Source organism: Flavobacterium chungbukense (genome assembly GCF_020805785.1).
In the GTDB taxonomy this organism is placed as follows: Bacteria; Bacteroidota; Bacteroidia; order Flavobacteriales; family Flavobacteriaceae; genus Flavobacterium; species Flavobacterium chungbukense.
In genome coordinates, this window is record NZ_JAJGZV010000002.1 from 83,216 (window position 1) to 102,936 (window position 19,721).

Genomic DNA, 19,721 nt, shown 5'->3' on the forward strand with positions numbered 1-19,721 from the left:
AGATTTAAATTAGTGTATCTTCTGGATCACATGGAAAATAAATAGTTATACTCGCTCCTTCCCCCACTTTTCCTTCAGCAGTAATTGTTCCGCCTAATGTCTGCATGATTTTTTTACAAAGTGCCAGCCCAATTCCTGATCCGCTGTATTCCTGCTGTGTATGAAGCCTTGTAAAAACTTTAAATAAAGAATCTGCATGAATTTGATCAAAACCGATTCCATTATCTGAAAATTTAACCCAGTTGCAATATACCTGAAACAGGTGCTTTAAAATTACCGGTTCCTGTGAAGCAGTTATCTTTATTACAGGCGGACGATCCGGCGAAGCATATTTTAAGGAGTTTTGAATAATATTTAAAAATAACTGCTTCATTAAAAAGCCTATTGCCTGCACTTCCGGCAATTTCTCGCACTCAATTACCGTATCACTTTCAGAAACTGCCTCGCTGATTTCTTCTAATACTGCATCAAAAATTAGATTCAAATCTACTTTTTCAGCTGCCTCTCTAGTATTTTTAATTCTGGTGTATTTCAAGATATCCTGCAGCAGTTCACGCATTCTTAAAGCAGATTTTGAGACACGTTGCAGAGAATCAAAATCAGGGTCTTCATAGTTATCTCCTTTTTCCGCAAGCAGTTTGGAAGTAATCATCTGAATTTTTCTAAGAGGCTCCTGCAGATCATGTGTACTGATCCAGTTTATATTTTCCAGTTCAGAATTGGTCTCCTTTAAAATTTCACTTTGAAGCCTGTATTTTTCTTCTTCCTCACTAAGGAGAATCATCATTAAATTATTATGAAGGGAATGTGCATATTTGGCAGCTGAATTTATTTCGTATTGTCTCCAGATACTGCTTTGCCCTTTAACAACCTGTTTCCAGGTATTAAACGAATTTCTTGGATGCAGTCCTTTTTCATCCTTAACTATGCTTTTTTCGGGATCACCTGCCCAGTTAATTTCTGAAACGGTTTCTGGACGGTACCAGATGATATGGTTTGAATTGCCAAGAGGATGATAAATTACTCCGGCAAAATTGGAACATCTTTCTAAATCAGGAAAATCATCACTTATTTTTCTGGTCGTATAAAACTCAGCGGATCTTTTATGATCTGCCTGCTTAACAAAAGCCTTTATTTGCTCATCATCAGGAGTTAAACCGTTTTTGTAAATTTTATTTCTAAATGATATCGAAACTCCTGCAGAATTGCACAGGGCCATTAGCTCCGGCATTTTTATAATGGTATTTAAAGAATCTTCAGCCAGCGGAAGATCATGAGCTGTCAAATGCTCTAATGCTTCAATTGATTTCTTGGCATTGATATTTTCGTCATTTGATTCCCTGATATCAATCTGCGAGGTAATAAACTGGCCTTGAAGTTTTGCAGCGAGTCGTACTGCAGGCGATATATTCTTTTCCGAATAATGATGACAGGCAATAAGCCCCCATAAACGGTCATGATGAATAAGTGAAATGGTCAGCGTTGCGCCGACACCCATATTTTTGAGATACTGAACATGAATGGGAGAAGTGCTTCTTAAAATCGACAGGCTTAAATCAAGGTTTTTACCCTCCTTATTATCTATTGTAAAAATGGGCACGGCCTGGTAATTAATATCAACAATTAATCTAAGCTGATTCTTTAAGTACAATTCCCTTGCCTGCACTGGAATATCGGTATGGGGATAATGCAGTCCTAAAAATGGCTCTAGGTCATTTCTACAGCTTTCAGCATATACCTCGCCATTATACTGTTCATCGAAGCGGTAAATCATTACACGATCATATCCTGTTATTTCCCTTGTACCCTCTGCTACCAGCGCACAAAGATCTTTCAGGGATTTTGTATTGTTCATCTGTGTTACAAACTGAATAGTCTGTGTATAAACATCTCCCAGAATCTGTTTATCGAACTGAGGCTCAGCCTCTAGAACATAGATAGTATCACTCTGATGAATATTGACCTGAAAATTTTTTCCCAGCAGTTCTATTTCCAGCGGAAATACATCCTGCACTGTTTCTGAATTTATATAATTAAAAATTCGCTGCTGTGCCCCGCTGCCAAAAACAGTTTCAAATTTATTACCTAATGCCTGAATATGGCTTAGATCAATAAACGACGAAATATTACTGGTGCAGTAGTCTATTACCCAATCATTTTTAAGTGCGATTAAAAAACCATGCGGCTGGATCTGTCCAGGAATATGTATGGGCTCTTGGTCACAATTGGTTAATGTAACCAGATCGCGGTTAACTATATCTTTAATATTCATTAAAATAATTGAATTTAGAAAGTATCAATGCATGTATGCCTTTTAGAGCAGAAAATTTAATCTTAATGTTAGTAGAATATTATGATATCAGCAATAATAGCAAATCAAAATAAAATCTTCCACGCCATCCCTCTACCCAAATGGGTAAATATTCTCTGGTAAATTGGAGTGCAAACTCTCCAGTGTGCTTTTCAAATCAGTCTGCACCCCGATGCAGAGCTGCTTCATTATCGATTGCAATTCACTAAAATCAGAAGGCTTAACAATATAGGCAACTGCACCTAATGCATTTGCCTCATCTATACCTTTCAAAGCATTTGAAGTTGCCATCATTATAACCGGTACATTTCCAAACTTCAAATCCTGCTTAATAATCCTTAATAGTTCCCAGCCATTCATTTTCGGCATTCCCGCATCTAATAATATCAAATCAGGCAGTGAATCCAATTCTGAAAGTAAATTTAGTGCTGCATCGCCGCTGTCCACAAATTTAATTGCAAAAGCTTCTTCTGTTCCCTTCATTGCCCACTTAAAAAATTCCGCATCGTCAAAATCATCATCTACCAGTAAAATTATTTTTCTATCCATTATATAAATATAGTATCACAGCACTTTCATGAGCTGTAATGATGTAAGTAAATTTAAGCATCCGTTCTATGCAAAGCAAGAGAAAAAAGCAGTTTATTCTTAAAGCTGAAATACTGTCAAGAATAAATTTCTTTTTTTTATGGATGCTTTTTTATTTTTATTTTAATTATTAAAATCTCTAAACATCTGTTTTAATTCGATTCGGAGACCTGTTACAGATTCCCATTCTTTCAAAAAAACAATTATACAAGAAACAACTTTCCTAATAATATTACAGAGACTAAAGATATATTATAAAAACTTTAGTTGTCTGCTATTTTAAAACTAATTCATTAATCATCCCGTTAAATATAAAACCATGAAAAGGCAAAACAGAATACCAGTAAAGTTTACCTAGAATTCCTTTAGGTTTAAAGGTTGCAGCCTGATACAATGTATTATTAAAAATTTTAAATTCCAACCATGCCTCTCCAGGAAGTTTCATCTCGGCATAGAGAATTAATTTTCCTTCTTTTTTATCAGCATAAACTACACGCCAAAAATCGAGTACATCTCCCGCATGAATCTCATGCTTGCTCGTTCTGCCGCGTCTGGTGCCTACACCGCCAAAAATCTTATCGATAAACCCACGCAGACTCCATAACCAGTCACCGTAATACCAACCAGTTTCTCCGCCAATTGACCAAATTTTAGCAATGGTGCGATCTCTGTTTAGAATTTCTCTTTTTCTTCTGTCAATAAAACAATCTTTTTTAGGAACCTTTAGATAATAAGCAACACTTCCTTTAAACTGTCCGCTGATCTGTGCATCTTTCCAGCTTGAAGCTACGGCATCTTCATCAATTTTTATGAGCGCTTTCTGCAATGCCTGATGGTAATTCATCGGCTTGACATTCAACAAATCATTAATTCTATTATCACTGCAGACAACCTCTACTTTCATACTGCTCACTAATGCCGAAGCGAGTTTAAAAGAGGTAGAAGTAATAAAGTACAGCCAGTAAGATGATAACTTTGGTGTCATTACCGGAAGCGTGTAAATATATCTTTTGAGTTTTTTAGTTTCAGCAAATTTTAACAGCATTTCCTTATAGGTAAGAATATCAGGACCACCTATATCAAAACTTTCGTTATAAGTTTTAGGATTTAAAAGTGCTTTCATTAAAAACGCTAAAACATCAGCAATAGCAATAGGCTGGCATCTGGTATTAAGCCATTTTGGAGTAATCATTACAGGAAGTTTATGAACGAGATCCCGAATAATTTCAAAAGAAGCACTTCCAGATCCTACAATAATTCCTGCTCTGAGCGTGGTAGCTGGCGTTTTTCCTGTTTTTAGAATTTCCTCTACTGCTTTTCTAGAAGATAAATGTTTGGATAACGCGCTATCATTTACAATTCCGCTTAAGTAAATAATCTGTCTGGCGTTTGTTTTGTTTATTTTTTCTTTAAAATTATTAGCCGAAATACTTTCGAGTTCATCATAATTAATAGCTCCTGACATAGAATGAATTAAGTAATAAGCAGCATCAATATCATCAGGAATATTTTCCAGACTTTTTGATTCTAAAAAGTCAACTTCCGCAAGCTGAATATTTTCGGAAGCTTTTTCAGGATAATGAAATCGGTTCTTATCCCGAACACAGCAGACTACTTCATGTCCCTTATCCAGCAATAAAGGCAGCAGCCTTCTTCCTATATACCCCGTTGCGCCTGTGAGTAGAATTTTCATGTTTCTGTCGTTTATATTTTAAAACTAACCAAACCATAATCCATTTGAAAAATCTGGCCGGAGATTGATCCTGCCGCTTTAGATATCAGATAATCTGCCATTTGTGCCACTTCGCTAGGTTTTAAATAATTTTTTAGCGGATGACGTTCGATCATATTTTCTTTCATACGATCATTTCGCAATATCGAAGCTGATAATGCGGTTTCCGTAATTGTCGGCGCAATTGCATTAATACGAATTGCGGGAGCCAGCTCAGCACCTAATGATTTTACAAGGCCTTCTACTCCGCCTTTTGCAGCAGCAATACTGGCGTGATAAGGCATTCCCAGTTTTACGGCAACGGTGCTAAAAAGAACTATCGACGGATTTGTACCTTTTTTTAAAGCTGGCAGATAATGCTGTATCGCTTTTACCGCCCCGATAACATTGATTTCAAAATCATTTCTAAAATCATCGGCACTTAAACTCAAAATAGGTTTCAGATTTATAGATCCTGGACAATAAATTAGAGAGTCTATACTTTCAATTTCAGGAAGCGTATCAAGTAAAACATCAGCTGAATAATGAATTAAATTAGAGTGCGAAATTTCAGGAGCATTTCTGCTGATGTTATAAACCTGCTTATTTTTTAATTGCTGCTGTACTATTGCACTGCCAATTCCTTTACTGCCTCCAATAACTACAATCTTTTCCATCTTTTATCTCTAAATTGAAATTCAACTTCACTAGTGTATTAAACTTTAATAATAAGCTGAATTAGATTTTAAAGATAGTAATTGTTTAACTTTTATCAAATAACATTAAACAAAAATAATTTTGATAATGTGCCTTAGCATCAGAATTATTCCGTTTTGACAATCCAAAAACAATATCAATATCAATATGAATAAAAAACAGATTACATTTTAGGTTGTTAAACTGGATTGAAGAATTGAAATTTCATAGGAAAACAGAACCACTTTTGATGCTATAAAATCAATAACGACTGCTCTTAGATAAGTTTTAATATGAGATCGTATTAAAGGTTTGATAAACAATTTATCTACACAAAATTATGATAACAACATTTAATTAACGGTTCAATTGGTTATGAAAGGAATAACAACTGTACATTTAATTCTATAGAACAAGTACTAAAATCGCACGAAGAAAAAAATCGCCTTGTACTAGCGTATGTTGAAAGACAAAGACAAAGAGAAAGATGAAATGATGGCGAGGCGTGAAAAATTAATAAATAATTTATTTAGAAGATATATAATTTCACAAAGAGACTTTCGAGTCTTTTTATTTTAGATCATTATTTTACTTGCGCAGAATCAGGAGACATTTGCATAGATTTTTCAAATTAATTCTTCGGAGAGCGGGAACAAAAGGAGTCTATTCAAGACAATTGGTGCCTTATTTCATTTATAGGTTTGTATTAATTCAAAAAACTGAAAAATAACAAAACTATAATTTTATCAAAATAAATCATCTATACTGATCTAAAAATGCTTTTAAAGCCTTAGAAGGTAGTTCATCATTTCTATAAACTAACAGTGTAGTCATTTTAGCGAGTTCATTAGTTATAGGAAATGTTTTTATCTTTCTATTGCCATAGTATTGATTTACCACTTCAGCAGGAAGTATACTGATACCCAGGCCAGCCTCGACAAAATTAATAATACCTTCTATTGAATTAAGTACTGTACTTTTATAGCGCAGTACTCCTTTTGAACCAAGCCATGTTTCAAGTCTCGCCCTGAAAAAACAGCCCTGCCCGAAAACCACAATTTTCAAAGGCTCTTCTTTTAACAATACCGAAAGCTTCGTGACATCGCCTCCTGCAATTATTACTAGCTGCTCATCGCGAACAACAAGCTGCTGCAACCCAGGAATATTTATAGGTGCAGCAACAAAAGCTGCATCCAATTTATAACTAATTACATCTTGTATTAGTACTGATAACATTGAAGATTGGAATTCAAGTTCTACGTTGGGGTAAAGTTCAGCAAAACCTTTGATAATTTCAGGCACCTTAAGTGCCATTGTGGTTTCTATACATCCTATGCGTATGGTTCCTCCTATTTTTTCTGCACTCTGTATATCACTTTTTGCATCATCCAATAAACGTCCTATTTTTTTAGCATATTGCAAAAGCGTTTCGCCTGCCTCAGTAAGAACCACTTTTCTGGAAACTCTCCTAAACAGCTCAGCTCCAAATTCATCTTCTAGATTTTTTATGCGAGCCGTTACATTAGATTGTACCGTAAAGGTTGCTTCTGCTGCTTTTGTAAAACTTCCCAAAGTTGCTGCCGCTTCAAATATTTTCAGGTCATTGCTGTTCATAGTATCACAATTAGTGATTAATCACATCATTATAAATCGTTTTCAGGTATCAAATATAGGATGTAATTTTGTTTTAAACAATTGAAAACATGAAAAACACAATTAAATTATTAACTCTAATTCTAGCTGCAATTATGCTTCAACAAACAACTGCAAAAGCACAAGTAAAGAATACTTTACCTGTCAAAGAAAACATTGAAATTCATCCCGACCACTACAACAAGATTAAGATCAACGGACTAAATATATTCTATCGTGAAGCTGGAGCTAAAGATGCTCCAACGGTATTATTACTGCATGGTTATCCTACATCGTCTCACATGTTTAGAAATCTTATTCCTATCCTAAGTAAAAAATATCATGTAATAGCTCCAGATCTTCCCGGCTTTGGTTTTTCGGATGCACCCGATCATCTTAAGTTTGAATATACTTTTGATAATCTGGCTAACACTATGCAGGGATTTATTGATAAACTCGGACTAAAACGTTTTGCTGTTTATGTATTCGATTATGGCGCACCAACCGGATACAGGCTTGCTCTTGCTAATCCGGAAAAAATTACCGGAATCATATCACAAAACGGAAATGCTTACGAAGAAGGATTAAGTACAGGCTGGAATCCTATCCAAAAATACTGGAAAGATGCTTCGCAGGTAAACAGAGACGCACTAAAGGATTTTGTTTCTAAAGAATCTACCTGGTTTCAGTATCATGAAGGCGCTTCAGATGCTTCGCTTATTGCACCTGAAACGTACACATTAGATCAGCATTTTCTGGATCGCCCGGGAAATATTGAAATACAGCTTGATTTATTAAAAGATTACAGAACTAATGTAGCGCTGTATCCTAAATTTCAAACTTATTTTAGAGATCAAAAACCTATGATGTTAGCTGTTTGGGGCAGTCAGGATCCTTATTTTCTTCCAGCGGGAGCAGAAGCTTATAAACGTGATAACCCAAATGCTTCTGTAAAATTTTATAAAACTGGTCATTTTGCCCTTGAAACTCATTATAAAGAAATTGGAGCTGACATATTGTTATTTCTTTCCAAACTTCCTAAATAATTAGGCTAAATATTTTAAAATAGCGGTTGTAAAAGACCGCTATTTTTTTTAATGTAAAATTGAACCTGATAGAGTTTCAATTTAGTTTACAAAAAAAACGAATGTAATACGAGGGTTTCAAGCTTAAGATTCGAATCCTGCTCTCTTATAAAAAATTAAATACGAATTTACATCAATCCTCAACAGGACATCTGAACCAAAATACTGGAGACATGATAAGCAGAGTGTAACATTATGTAATTCCCATAACTCAGCAAGGGTCTTCTATTTAATCAATACAATATTGATTTTAGCATACTGGTTAATTGCAATTTTCACCTGATCAAAACTAGGTGCTGAGAGTCTTGGTTTATAATTTTGAGAAAATCCAAATCCTTCTGTCGGGTAACCAATCATATTTTTATCACATTTTCCGTTATTATTCAAGTCTTGATAAACAGCAATGGCATAATCGCCATCTGGTAGGTTTTTGAACGTGTAGACCACTTTATTTTCTGTAGCTTTTACTTTTGCGGTGGCAATCTGTGACTCATTATCAAGAAAACCTTTCTCTTTATCGTACAATCCGAAAAAAACAGGTCCTTTGCCGGGTTCTACGCCCGATACTTCAACGCTGAAATTATGTTGTGCAAACAATGCCGAATTAACTGTTAAAAGTACTATCAAGCTTATCATTTTAATTTTCATAACTTATATTATTTAGGATTTAAAATAGAACATTTTCTAGCTTCTCTTTCTCCAATTGGTTAAAAAAATGATTCATTTTTTTAACATTCCCTTTTTTAAACGCTTGGTAGGGTTCTGACTGTGAGAGCAGCCATTTTTTTATAATACTTTTAAAAATGAAGGTAATTTTTTTTTGGAGAGGATGAATTTTCTTGCGGACCATCTCGAAATAATCGTTCAAATTTTGCTGTCGAAAACCCAGAATATTATCTAAATCTTCACCATCTTTTAAAATCCCGCAGTGAAAATTTTTCTCTGCAAAAGCCTTTTGTGGAAAATCAGCTTCGCCTAAGCCAAATTCAGCAAACATTTTGTCTAGAAAAGATGCATAAGTAATAACACAATCCGCTCCTCCTCCCAAATTGAATATTTGCTTCTCTAGTTTTTTTTGGTTTTCAATTGCTTTAGCAAAAGCTCTACCCGTATCTTTTGGCGTACAGATTTCCATTGGCGTATCCAGCGGCATGTGAAACATCAATTTGGATATTTTATGATTCCCCATAATGGCAGCCAGACGAAAAATACTCCATGATAATTTAGATTTCCTAATCAAGGATTCACACAATACCTTTGTTTCTCCATACTGATCTCCTGGACTGGGTTGCAAAATATCAGTGATACATATCTGCGGATTCTTCATTCGATCACCATAAACTGAAATACTGGAACTAAAAATCAAATAACAATCTGGTGAGTTCTTCTCTAAAGCATTAATAAGATTTTCGGTCCCTCTCACATTTACACTGTAAGCCATCTCTGGATCTATATCTGCAAGAGGTGGAATGACAGCTGCCAAATGGATAGCTACATCCTTATTTTGCGCAACTTTTAGCACTTCTTGTCGATTGCTGATATCGCCATACATAATCTCTACACGAGATCGAAAGGGAGCCAGTTTTTTTACCGAATTTTGGTTTTTTAGATCAAAAACCGTTATTTCATAATCCGTATGCTCAAGCAGATGCTGCAAGGTTTCAATTCCTACAGTTCCAGATGCACCGGTGAGCAGTATTTTTTTTCGTGATATCTTATTTTCCATTTTTTTTAATTTATCATTTGTCCTTTTCAATCCATTTAAATTTTGATGAAAAAGCTATATTTGTTATACAATATGTTCAATATTTAACGTTGTGTTCCTTTTTGATTACTACGTAAAACTAGTAAGGACGAATGTATTTGCTGTTTCAAAAAAGGATGTTATTGTACATTAGCGAACAAAGACTAATGCTTTTGTAGCATATATAAAATAATTTGTGATGGATTTAAGAAAAGACAGAAGAGTTCAGTATACTAAAAAAATATTGCATGAGGCACTATTTAGTTTATTGAACGAGAAGGAATTGAGCGAAATTACCATAACCGAACTTTGTAAAACTGCCGATGTCAACCGCAATACATTTTATCGACATTATCATATTCCGATGGATATACTGCTTGAAATAGAAGATGATGTTTTTGAAAAACTCTCAGCGGTTTTGCGTAAAAGCACCAATATGGATGATGTGATACTGCTCAGCTGCCAGTTACTGGAAAGCGATAAACAGATGAGTAAAATTGTGTTTACCAAAGCGGATGGAAGCGGAATTCTTTCGCGAATCCTGAGAAGTGTTCGGAATAATTTTCCAGTTGAAAACCAAATAGAACTTACTGCCGAAGTAAAGCCTTTTGCTGAAATGGCATACCAATTTGGTGAAAAAGGAAGTATTGCTGTAATCAAAAATTGGATCGAAAATGATTTCTCAATTCCTGCTGAAAGTATTGCACAAATAATAAGTTATCTGGTAAATAAACTCAATAAATTGTAATCGCATTTCCAAAATAATTTTTGCTTCTACTTAATTTGAAAAAGCAGAACATTGACGAAATTAAGTTCTTGTTTTAGGAAAAAATGTACACAACAGATAAAAAAAGTTTGCCAATTTCAAATAATAAAACATCGCGGAACTATCCGTACAAATTTTTAATCTCCGACATAACAAAGGTACTTTGGGTACTTCCTATACTTTCAACTGATCCCAATTTATTAAACACAAAATCCTGATAATGCTTCATATCTTTGGCAGATACTTTCATTAAAAAATCGTAATCACCTGATATATTGTAACATTCCACCACTTCTTCTATTTTCATAATATCACTAACAAACTGATTCCCAATATTACGATCGTGCTGTTTAAGTTTGATATTACAGAAAACAATGAAACCTCTATTTAGTTTTTCCGCATCTAACAAGGCTATATATTTTTTAATATAACCGCTGTTCTCTAATCTTTTAATCCGCTCAAAAACAGGCGATGCCGAAAGATTTACCATCTTAGCAAGTTCTTTTACAGTGTATTTGGAATTATCGTGTAGTATATTTAATAACTGAAGATCAATATCGTCTATTTGTTCCATAGAATATTTTGGTTTAATTTATTTCTAATACAGAATAAAATTCTTCAAATATAACCAAAAACAATACAAAAATCTTATTTTACCGAAGTAAAAAACATAACATACTGCAGCGCTTATCTTCACAGTATAAAAATCTAAAAGACATTATTTTATAGCAGGGAGCGTTATCCTTGGTGCCTTTTATCGAAAAAAGATAAAGGGTCAAGCTATAAATAAATTATACTTCTTTTCGTCGAGCCATACTCTGAGCAATGATACTGGCGGCAATCAATTGCAAGGCATGATAAAGCATGAGCGGCAGTAATACAATACCGGTGATAGTACTATGCTGAAAAAGTACTTTTGACATAACGGTGCCGTGTACCAATGACTTTTTAGACCCGCAGAATAAGACCGTAATACGGTCTTCATCTGAAAAACCAAGCATGCGGCTGAGTAGTCCGACACAAAAGAATACGGCAAAAAACAACGCCATCATTCCTGCAGCGAGTCCGGCAAGTTCAAGGGCGGTGAAGCCTTCAAAAAGATGTTCGGAAAATGACTTGCAAAACGACGTGTAAATAATCGTTAGAATAACTGCCTGATCGAAATATTTGAGCTGTTTCTTGTATTTTTCGGCAAAGGCGCCGAAACGGGAATTAAGGCATATGCCAATGATGACAGGCAACAAGACTTGTAGAATCAACTTTATGACGATTTGAGTAACATCAAAATCGCCTGTCGCAGAAGCTATAAATAGCCCAACCCAGAGCGGCGTAACCACTACTCCGATTAAACTGGAAATGCTTGCATTAAAAATGGCTGCGGGAATGTTTCCCTTGGCGATGGAAACCATGACCACCGAAGAGGAAACTGTAGACGGTAATGCTGCCAGAAAAAATACCCCCAGCCAAAGCAGTTCGAAGCCGTTATTGACAAACAACGGGCGAAATGCCAAAACAATGAGCGGAAAAAATAAAAAGGTGGTCAACTGGACGACAATGTGCATTTTCCAATTGGAAAGTCCAGCTTTTAGTTTCTCAACACTCAGTCGCATGCCATAAAACAAGAAAATAAAGGAAACCCCAGCATTGGCAATCTCCTCCAGCGAAACAGGTTCTTTGACCATGCCTGGCTGTGGCAAAAAATAAGCCATCAGAATCATGGTGGCTATCATTAACAGGAAACCGTCGAAACCTGCTTTTTTTAATACTTCTAATAATTTCTTCAATGTGTTTTAAATATTATTCTTCCGCGGAGGCATGGACTCCATTATTAATATATTGAGACTAAATCCCAAGTTCTTTGCGTATAATTTCTGCTCCTGCGCTTAAAGCACTTAACTTGCCTCTGGCTATGTTTCGAGATAACGGGGCCATGCCACAGTTTGTAGAAGGATACAGATTTTCGGCATCTACAAACTCAAGAGCTTTACGCAGGGTAGCAGCTACTTCTTCTGGCGTTTCGATAGTGTTGGTTGCCACATCAATAGCACCAACCATTACTTTTTTACCTCGAACAAGTTCCATTAAATCTAAAGGCACATTGGAGTTGTGACATTCTAAAGACACCACATCAATTTTAGATTTTTGAATTTTCGGAAAAATTTCTTCGTATTGTCGCCACTCAGAACCTAATGTCTTTTTCCAATCAGTATTTGCCTGTATTCCATAACCATAGCAAATATGAACCGCAGTCTGGGAGTGTAAACCTTCAATAGCTCTTTCTAATGCTGCCATTCCCCAATCGTTTACTTCATCAAAGAACACATTAAATGCAGGTTCGTCAAACTGGATAATATCTACCCCTGCGTCTTGAAGTTCTCTTGCTTCTTCATTGAGTGCTTTCGCAAATTCCCACGCCAATTTTTCACGGCTTTTATAATGGTCATCGTACAAAGTATCTACCATTGTCAGAGGGCCTGGCAATGCCCATTTTATAGGCTTATTAGTCTGTTTACGTAAAAATTTAGCATCTTCAACAAAAACTGCTTTTTGACGTGCCACCTCACCTACAACCACTGGAACACTCGCATCATAACGGTTACGGATTTTTACCGTTTTACGATTTTCAAAATCTACACCGCTTAAATGTTCGATAAAAGTCGTTACAAAATGCTGGCGTGTCTGCTCGCCATCACAAATGATATCCAGATCTGCCAATTGTTGTTCCTGCAGCGAAATGCGTAAAGCATCTTGTTTCCCTTCAACTAGCTGATCACCTTCTAATTTCCATGGTGACCAAAGTTTTTCGGGTGGTGCAAGCCAGGCAGGTTTAGGTAAACTTCCAACAATAGAGGTGGGTAATAATAATTTCTTCATAATAGTATAATTTTAATGCGTAGTAATAATTAAAGGGTAAAATTAGCAGACCATTGTTCCAGGAGACTTTTGTAAGGCTTAATGAAATGCTCCTCTGCATATTTACCCTGTTCAACAGCCAGTCGGCTGCGCTCTTCGCGGTCATAATCCACGCGAGTCAGTGAATAATCTTCATGTTTAAGAGTAGGTTGATAGATTTTCCCGGCCACTGAATTTGCATTGTAAATTTCAGGGCGATAAATCTTCTGGAAAGTCTCCATCGTGCTAATTGAGCTGATTAGTCCAAGATCAGTATAATCAGCAAGCAGATCTCCGGAATGATAAAAAGCCATCGGTGCCACACTATTCGCAGGCATGAAAAAACGAACTTTTAAGCCCATTTTAGAGAAATATTCATCAGTGATAGAATACTGATCCTGCAGATACTCAAAACCCAGAACCGGATGCTGATACTCTGTACGAGTATACGTTTTGTTGCTCGATACACTTAGACAAATGATCGGTGACATCTTAAAGTGCTCTTTATAAGTCGCTGAATTCACAAAGCACTTATAAAGTTTTCCGTGTAAATCACCAAAATTTTCAGGAATAGAAAAATTAGATTTATTTTTATTGTGCTCGATCAATAAAATACTGAAATCATAATCACGTACATAAGAGGAATAATTATTTCCAGCAATACCTTCTATTTGCTGGCTAGTCTTACGATCAATAATATTCGTTTTTAAAACTTCAATCATCGGCAGATCGTTACTACCATTCTTATCATCAATACTCATTGTTACTGTGATGATTTCAAGTTCTACAAGGTAACGATCCCCTATTGGATTATCCAAATGAGCCAATGCATTGAATCGATTGTTAATCATATTTAAGGCATTGCGTAAGTTTTGCTGGCGACTAGCTCCTCTGGCCAAGTTTGCAAAATTGGTTGTCAAACGCGTTTTGCTTGAAGGGTGATAATTTTCATCTAAACAAGTGCTCTTTAGTGTGAATGTAAAATCATTCTGAATTGTATTCTGGATATTTTCAATATTTTGCTTTTCGTTTACTCCCCTATCTTCTTGTATATTCGCTTTCATCTGATGATACTGTTTAGTTTTTTTACCCTGCAAATTTGAATATAAAAGATTAAATATTTTTATTTATACATAAATTCAGTTAATTATTCTTTTAAAGTGTATCTTTAAGGATTATTAATCTATAAACAAATGTAATAATCAAGAAAAACAGATAAATATTCTTCGGTGGCCTATTATGATTGACTTGGAGATTCCCAGAGCGCTTTAAAAACTCGAAAAAGAAAACAATATCATTTATATTTGCCAAAAATTAAGACAGACATAGCAATGAATTTGATAGAAAATTTAAAATGGCGCTACGCCACAAAAGCTTACAGTAACATTAAAGTAACAGAAGAGAAAGTCGATCAGATCTTAGAGGCTATAAATCTTTCAGCATCTTCTTGCGGTCTGCAATCTTACCGTGTTTTTGTTGTAAGCAATCCGGAAATTCAAAAAAAATTAGGTGCTGATTCCTATAATGGACAGATTAGTTCTTGCTCTCATTTGTTGGTTTTTGCCGCATTAACTGACATGTCTTCGACTTACATTGACGATTACATGGCAATGACAGAAAAGCAAAGAGGCCTTGACGCTGGTGCCTTATCAGGATTTAGAAATGGACTGCATTCCTATTTCAGCACTATTAACGCAGAACAAAAAGCCCATTGGGCGGCCAAACAGGCTTATATTGCTCTAGGAACAGCGCTTATTGCTGCGGCAGAATTGAAAGTAGATGCCACTCCTATCGAAGGATTTAATGCCGCCACTATCGACGAGGTTTTGGGTTTGAAAGAAAAAGGGCTGCATTCTACAGTTATCCTCGCTTTAGGATATCGGGATTCGGAAAAAGACTATATGGCGGCTACGAAAAAAGTTCGTTTGCCTATAGATGAAATGATAACGAAAATTTACTAATAGTATTAATTTACAAAACCAATAAAAGACAGAAACTACATTAAGTCAATATCTTCAAATCATCTATAAAAGATGTTGAAATTTGTGTTGTCAAGGTCACAACAGAAAAGCTCTAAATTATTAATTTAGAGCTTTATACCATCTTCGCGACATTTAACCGATTTTATTCAATAATAAAAGCTGTTTCAAAATTAAGAGTTAGATACTATTATATGCTTACAGACTAGATACAAAGTGCCTATTTAATAATTTAAAAAATTTTCAATCAGATAAAAATTTGAGCCTAAAATAATTACAATGTAAATGAAAAGTCTTTAATGATTTTCCATTTGAAAAAAAAGACTCATTTTTAATGGATGTTTTAGTAATAACACTACTAATTATATAATTTTAATAAATTCTTTATGCTACTTTGGCGTGATTATTTTTATGATTTAGAAAAAAACGTAAAATAAACATCGCTGTGAAAGACAAATTACTTTTCTTAAAAGGATATTGCAGAAAATAACCCCTTCCACAATTGCAGTATATTTGAGTGAAGAATTAATTATTGAATTCGCGAACTCATCTATGATTCAGACCTAGGGAAAAGGCAGTGATGTAATAGGTAAAAAATATCTTGAAATCCTTCCCGAAATTCAAAAGCATCAAATTTTAGATGAAACATTATGGTGCTTTAAAGACAGGTATACCTTTTCATACTAAAAATAAAAGGGTTGATCTTGTAAAAGATGGCGAAAATAAAGTGTATTACTTCAATTACAGCTTTATCCCACTCCGTGACTCGGAAGGGAATATCATAAGGAGAATGGAACTGAATTTATAATTATACTTCCATTAAAACAGTCTGAAAGCTCTATTTAAAATTACAAATCAGCGTTTAGTTAGTTTAATGTATTTTATTTAGGGAGGTAAATCCAAAAAGTCGTCCCTTGATCTGGAAAACTTGTAAAGTTAATGACACCGTTGTGATTCTCAATAATCCGTCTGCACAAGGCAAGACCTATCCCGTTACCCCCGTACTGATCTCTCTGGTGCAACCTTTGGAACATATTGAATATACGGTCGGAATACTCATCAGACATACCAATACCATTATCTGTTATAGAGATTAAATTAAAATTTCCTGAAGGAGCATCTGAATCAAAAGAACGGTCGCTAAGCTCCGAAATTTCCCGGCATGCAATGGTTATAGAGGGCACTGAAGTGTTGAATTTTAAACCATTATTTATCAAATTGTAAAACAGCTGTCGAAGTTGAGCTTCCAGTCCATTAACTGTAGGCAGTGAGCTGACATTGACAACAGCATTTTTCTCTTCGATTATCATGCTTAAATCATCCAGGGTCTGCATAACAACATCGTTAAGATCTACTTTTGATACAAATTTTTCATAATTATTAATTCTTGAATAATTAAGCACATCCGAAATTAAATTGGATAATCTGCCCGCAGAAGAACTTATTTTATCAAAATAGTATAGTGTTTTCTGTTCCTCTGTAAGATGTTCTGCTGCCCTGGAAAGCATAATCATAATCTTTCGAAGGGGTTCTTGTAAATCATGACTTGCTATGAAAGCAAACTGCTCAAGTTCCTTATTTTTAAATTTAAGCTTTGAATTGGTATCCTGCAGCTCATGCTGAATTTCTTTTAACTCGGAATTGTCTTTGAGAGCTTCAACAATCATTTTCTGAGCATTGTTATTTACAAAATAAATCAGCCAGCTGTTAATTGAACCATCTTCTGCTTTATTAGGCATAATTGATACATTATGCCAGATGTATGAATCGTCTTTTTTAATTCGGATTTCTGCCCAGAAATCCTTCCTGTCCTTTTTCGCTTTAGCCCAGCCTTCAATTAAAAGAGATACATCGTCATTATGTATAAAAGTACTGATGTTTTTTTTGTCAAAAATAATAAAGGGTGCAGTTAAAAAGCTTTCAAGTGCATTATTTGAAAGCACCACGCTGTTGCGGTCGTTCACGATACATATTAAAACCGGAATAGTATCCACAAGTTTTCGGTAACGGTTTTCACTTTCTCCCAGCTTTTCAGAAAGAGTAACAAGCTCTATATTCTTTTTTCTGATCTCGTCGTATGCAGATATAGGTGGCTCGTATTTAAAGTAATCAGCCAAGGTCTTAATTTTTGCATCTGAGAGAAGTCCAGGTGATGGCACCTGGTGACTCAGTGTGGTGACAAACTGTTTATGAGTGTAATTATAATCTATATTTCCCGAAATTTTGGCAGCATATTTATATGCTTCAGGATTGCATTTTTTCAGGTCAACTGAATCGCTAAGCACCGCGAGTATTTCCTTTTGGTTCAGCTTTATAACATTAATTCCCAGTACTAAAACAGAATTTTTTCCATGAGCTATGGAGCACCTTGACACTTCTGAAACTGCTGTTGAAAAACGGGTTTGGGCAGGCAGAGGCATACCGCACATTTCAGCTATTTTCATTGAACGCTTATGGGCCAGTATGAGATCCATTTCATTGTCAAGATTGATTTTTACAATTTCTTTCATTTACCGTTAAATTATTTTTCCAACCAAAATTGTAGCATCATCAGTTCCTCTCACATTGTCTTTATACAAAGCAGAGGCAATGATGCCAGGACTTTGTTTAATTATAGAAGAGAGATCGCTTAAATTCCATCTAGTGCGGAGACCGTCACTGTGCATAACAATTATCTGATGTTTTTGATATGGAATAGAAGTACTGTTTAAGGTACGCGGTATATTATGGCCTACAATCCCATTGTAAGCGGTATATGTTTTGTTCTCAAGTCCATTATAAATTCGTGTATTAATATTACCTATGCCGCAGATATTCCAGCTTTCTGTTTCATAATCTACACAGGCAACGGTAGCAACCAAGCCCCTGCTTTTTTTTACGTGTTCATGAACATACCTTAAAACTGCCGCAGGATTTTTTTCAGTACACTGCTTAAAGGCTCTAATTGACTGTTGAACCGCCTCGTGTGCATGCATACCATGACCAAGTCCGTCTCCGGTAAAAATCTGAAAACCGTTCCTCAAATATTTGACATGATATCCATCTCCGCACAATCGTTCCCCTGGATAATTTACACTTAAAGCAGAGAGATCTAATCCTGTGACGGAAGATGGGATAGATATTTCCGACTTATCGCAAATTTTAATATACTGCACTGTTCCCCAACCTTTCATGGAATAAATCTGAAAATCGTTGCTTAATCTTTTTATAGCACCAATTCCCTGCCCAAGTGTGCTGGAGGTTGAGTAGCCGTCATTCATGATTCTGGCAGTATTTTCAATACCTACTCCTTTATCAAGGCAGTATATCTCGATTTCGTTGCAGTTTCCGTTGTGATTAGATCTATACAGCAGATCTCCCCCGCCTGCGTATTTAATAAGATTAGATGTAAGTTCCGCTATGATTATATCAGTTTCTGCGGCCCTGTGGGGTGTAAAACCTAAGTGAAGAGCTAAATTATGGATCTCTCTTTTTATAAAAGGTATCAAACTCCTGTCATCAATCCTGTAAACGGAAAAAGTATTATCCATTTTTCCATTTTATTATAGTAACCGTAGTACCGTTTCCTAATTCAGTTTGTATATCAAATTCATTTACGAGTCTCTTTGTGCCGGGCAGTCCTAGTCCAAGACTCTTTCCGGTACTGTAACCGTCCTGCATGGCCATTGCAACATCTTTTATACCTGGACCCTTATCAATAAAAGTAACGCGCACGCCATTGTCACGGCCATTGTTTACAGATTCTATTATAACCTTTCCTCCTCCTCCATATTTTAAAAGATTGCGGACGAGTTCGCTTGTGGCCGTAATTAGTTTGGTCTGGTTTAAAATACTCATGCCGATCCTGACGCCGTAATCCTTTACGCGGTTGCGCAGAGGAACAACATCCTGCTCTTTTACTATAAACAGTTCTTCTTTATTGGTTGCTGTTGTCATACACCTGCTCCTCGTTATCGCCATTGTACATTTTCGCGCGAAGCAAATCCATCCCTTTTTCAACATTCAAGGCACTTATAACACCATTTAAGGATAATCCCAGCTCAACCAGCGTAATAGCTACTGCAGGCTGCATGCCTACTACAACTGTCTGTGCATCCATAATTTTTGACATTACTGCTATATTCCCTAAAATACGACCCATAAAAGAATCAATAATAGAAACTGCTGATATATCAATCAGGACCCCTTTAGAATTATGCTTGTTAATAGTATTTATCAAATCAGATTCCAGATTTTCAGCCAGCTGATCATACAAATCTACCTGTATGGTAACCAGCAGAAAATCTCCCATCTTAAGTATTGGAATTCTTTCCATGT

General features: G+C 35.6%; 18 protein-coding genes. 3 read left to right on the forward strand and 15 right to left on the reverse strand.

What is annotated here, in order from left to right:
- Positions 1–4: 4 nt before the first annotated feature.
- The 5 genes from LL966_RS05510 to LL966_RS05530 all read right to left on the reverse strand — a co-directional run bounded on the left by LL966_RS05510 (position 5) and on the right by LL966_RS05530 (position 6,920).
- Positions 5–2,272: an ATP-binding protein gene (locus tag LL966_RS05510; RefSeq protein ID WP_229351041.1), complete on the reverse strand. Its 2,268-nt coding sequence runs from the start codon at positions 2,270–2,272 to the stop codon at positions 5–7.
- Positions 2,273–2,404: 132 nt separating this feature from the next.
- The gene (locus LL966_RS05515) at positions 2,405–2,860 is read right to left on the reverse strand and encodes a response regulator (RefSeq protein WP_229351043.1); all 456 of its coding nucleotides are present in this window, start codon (positions 2,858–2,860) and stop codon (positions 2,405–2,407) included.
- 313 nt (positions 2,861–3,173) lie between these two features.
- Positions 3,174–4,592, reverse strand: coding sequence for an SDR family oxidoreductase (locus LL966_RS05520; protein WP_229351044.1), 1,419 nt, complete (start codon positions 4,590–4,592; stop codon positions 3,174–3,176).
- 11 nt (positions 4,593–4,603) lie between these two features.
- Positions 4,604–5,287, reverse strand: a complete 684-nt coding sequence (locus tag LL966_RS05525) for an SDR family NAD(P)-dependent oxidoreductase (protein WP_229351046.1) — start codon at positions 5,285–5,287, stop codon at positions 4,604–4,606.
- 775 nt (positions 5,288–6,062) lie between these two features.
- Positions 6,063–6,920, reverse strand: coding sequence for a LysR family transcriptional regulator (locus tag LL966_RS05530; protein ID WP_229351048.1), 858 nt, complete (start codon positions 6,918–6,920; stop codon positions 6,063–6,065).
- 89 nt (positions 6,921–7,009) lie between these two features.
- Between LL966_RS05530 and LL966_RS05535 the strand changes: the two genes are divergently transcribed.
- A complete protein-coding gene (locus tag LL966_RS05535; RefSeq protein ID WP_229351050.1) occupies positions 7,010–7,984 on the forward strand; it encodes an alpha/beta fold hydrolase in 975 nt (324 codons plus the stop codon).
- A 264-nt stretch (positions 7,985–8,248) separates the two neighbouring features.
- Here LL966_RS05535 and LL966_RS05540 read toward each other — a convergent pair whose 3' ends face one another.
- The gene (locus LL966_RS05540; protein WP_229351051.1) at positions 8,249–8,671 is read right to left on the reverse strand and encodes a DUF2141 domain-containing protein; all 423 of its coding nucleotides are present in this window, start codon (positions 8,669–8,671) and stop codon (positions 8,249–8,251) included.
- A gap of 19 nt (positions 8,672–8,690) precedes the next feature.
- The gene (locus tag LL966_RS05545) at positions 8,691–9,749 is read right to left on the reverse strand and encodes an NAD-dependent epimerase/dehydratase family protein (RefSeq protein WP_229351053.1); all 1,059 of its coding nucleotides are present in this window, start codon (positions 9,747–9,749) and stop codon (positions 8,691–8,693) included.
- A gap of 217 nt (positions 9,750–9,966) precedes the next feature.
- On the opposite strand from LL966_RS05545, the gene LL966_RS05550 reads away from it, so the two are divergent.
- Entirely contained in the window at positions 9,967–10,515 is a 549-nt protein-coding gene (locus LL966_RS05550; protein ID WP_229351055.1) for a TetR/AcrR family transcriptional regulator, read from the forward strand.
- Between the two features lie 139 nt (positions 10,516–10,654).
- Here the strand turns inward: LL966_RS05550 and LL966_RS05555 are convergent, their stop codons facing one another.
- The 4 genes from LL966_RS05555 to LL966_RS05570 all read right to left on the reverse strand — a co-directional run bounded on the left by LL966_RS05555 (position 10,655) and on the right by LL966_RS05570 (position 14,489).
- On the reverse strand, positions 10,655–11,107 hold the full coding sequence (locus tag LL966_RS05555; RefSeq protein WP_095929232.1) for an Lrp/AsnC family transcriptional regulator: 453 nt from the start codon (positions 11,105–11,107) through the stop codon (positions 10,655–10,657).
- 217 nt (positions 11,108–11,324) lie between these two features.
- A complete protein-coding gene (locus tag LL966_RS05560; protein WP_229351056.1) occupies positions 11,325–12,317 on the reverse strand; it encodes a bile acid:sodium symporter family protein in 993 nt (330 codons plus the stop codon).
- A 58-nt stretch (positions 12,318–12,375) separates the two neighbouring features.
- A complete protein-coding gene (locus LL966_RS05565) occupies positions 12,376–13,407 on the reverse strand; it encodes a methionine synthase (RefSeq protein WP_229351058.1) in 1,032 nt (343 codons plus the stop codon).
- Positions 13,408–13,436: 29 nt separating this feature from the next.
- Complete coding sequence (locus tag LL966_RS05570; RefSeq protein WP_229351060.1) at positions 13,437–14,489, reverse strand: DUF1852 domain-containing protein; 1,053 nt, start codon at positions 14,487–14,489, stop codon at positions 13,437–13,439.
- Positions 14,490–14,756: 267 nt separating this feature from the next.
- Between LL966_RS05570 and LL966_RS05575 the strand changes: the two genes are divergently transcribed.
- Positions 14,757–15,386, forward strand: a complete 630-nt coding sequence (locus LL966_RS05575) for a nitroreductase family protein (protein WP_229351062.1) — start codon at positions 14,757–14,759, stop codon at positions 15,384–15,386.
- 899 nt (positions 15,387–16,285) lie between these two features.
- Here LL966_RS05575 and LL966_RS05580 read toward each other — a convergent pair.
- Genes LL966_RS05580 through LL966_RS05595 form a run of 4 tightly spaced genes read right to left on the reverse strand, consistent with a single transcriptional unit; the run spans position 16,286 to position 19,719 of the window.
- Positions 16,286–17,914, reverse strand: a complete 1,629-nt coding sequence (locus LL966_RS05580) for a sensor histidine kinase (protein ID WP_229351063.1) — start codon at positions 17,912–17,914, stop codon at positions 16,286–16,288.
- 6 nt (positions 17,915–17,920) lie between these two features.
- Positions 17,921–18,934, reverse strand: a complete 1,014-nt coding sequence (locus LL966_RS05585) for a SpoIIE family protein phosphatase (protein ID WP_229351065.1) — start codon at positions 18,932–18,934, stop codon at positions 17,921–17,923.
- Entirely contained in the window at positions 18,927–19,340 is a 414-nt protein-coding gene (locus LL966_RS05590) for an anti-sigma regulatory factor (protein ID WP_229351067.1), read from the reverse strand. Before LL966_RS05590 ends, LL966_RS05585 begins: the two co-directional genes overlap by 8 nt.
- On the reverse strand, positions 19,321–19,719 hold the full coding sequence (locus tag LL966_RS05595) for an STAS domain-containing protein (RefSeq protein WP_229351069.1): 399 nt from the start codon (positions 19,717–19,719) through the stop codon (positions 19,321–19,323). The genes LL966_RS05590 and LL966_RS05595 overlap by 20 nt, the downstream gene beginning before the upstream one ends.
- Between the last annotated feature and the right edge of the window lie 2 nt (positions 19,720–19,721).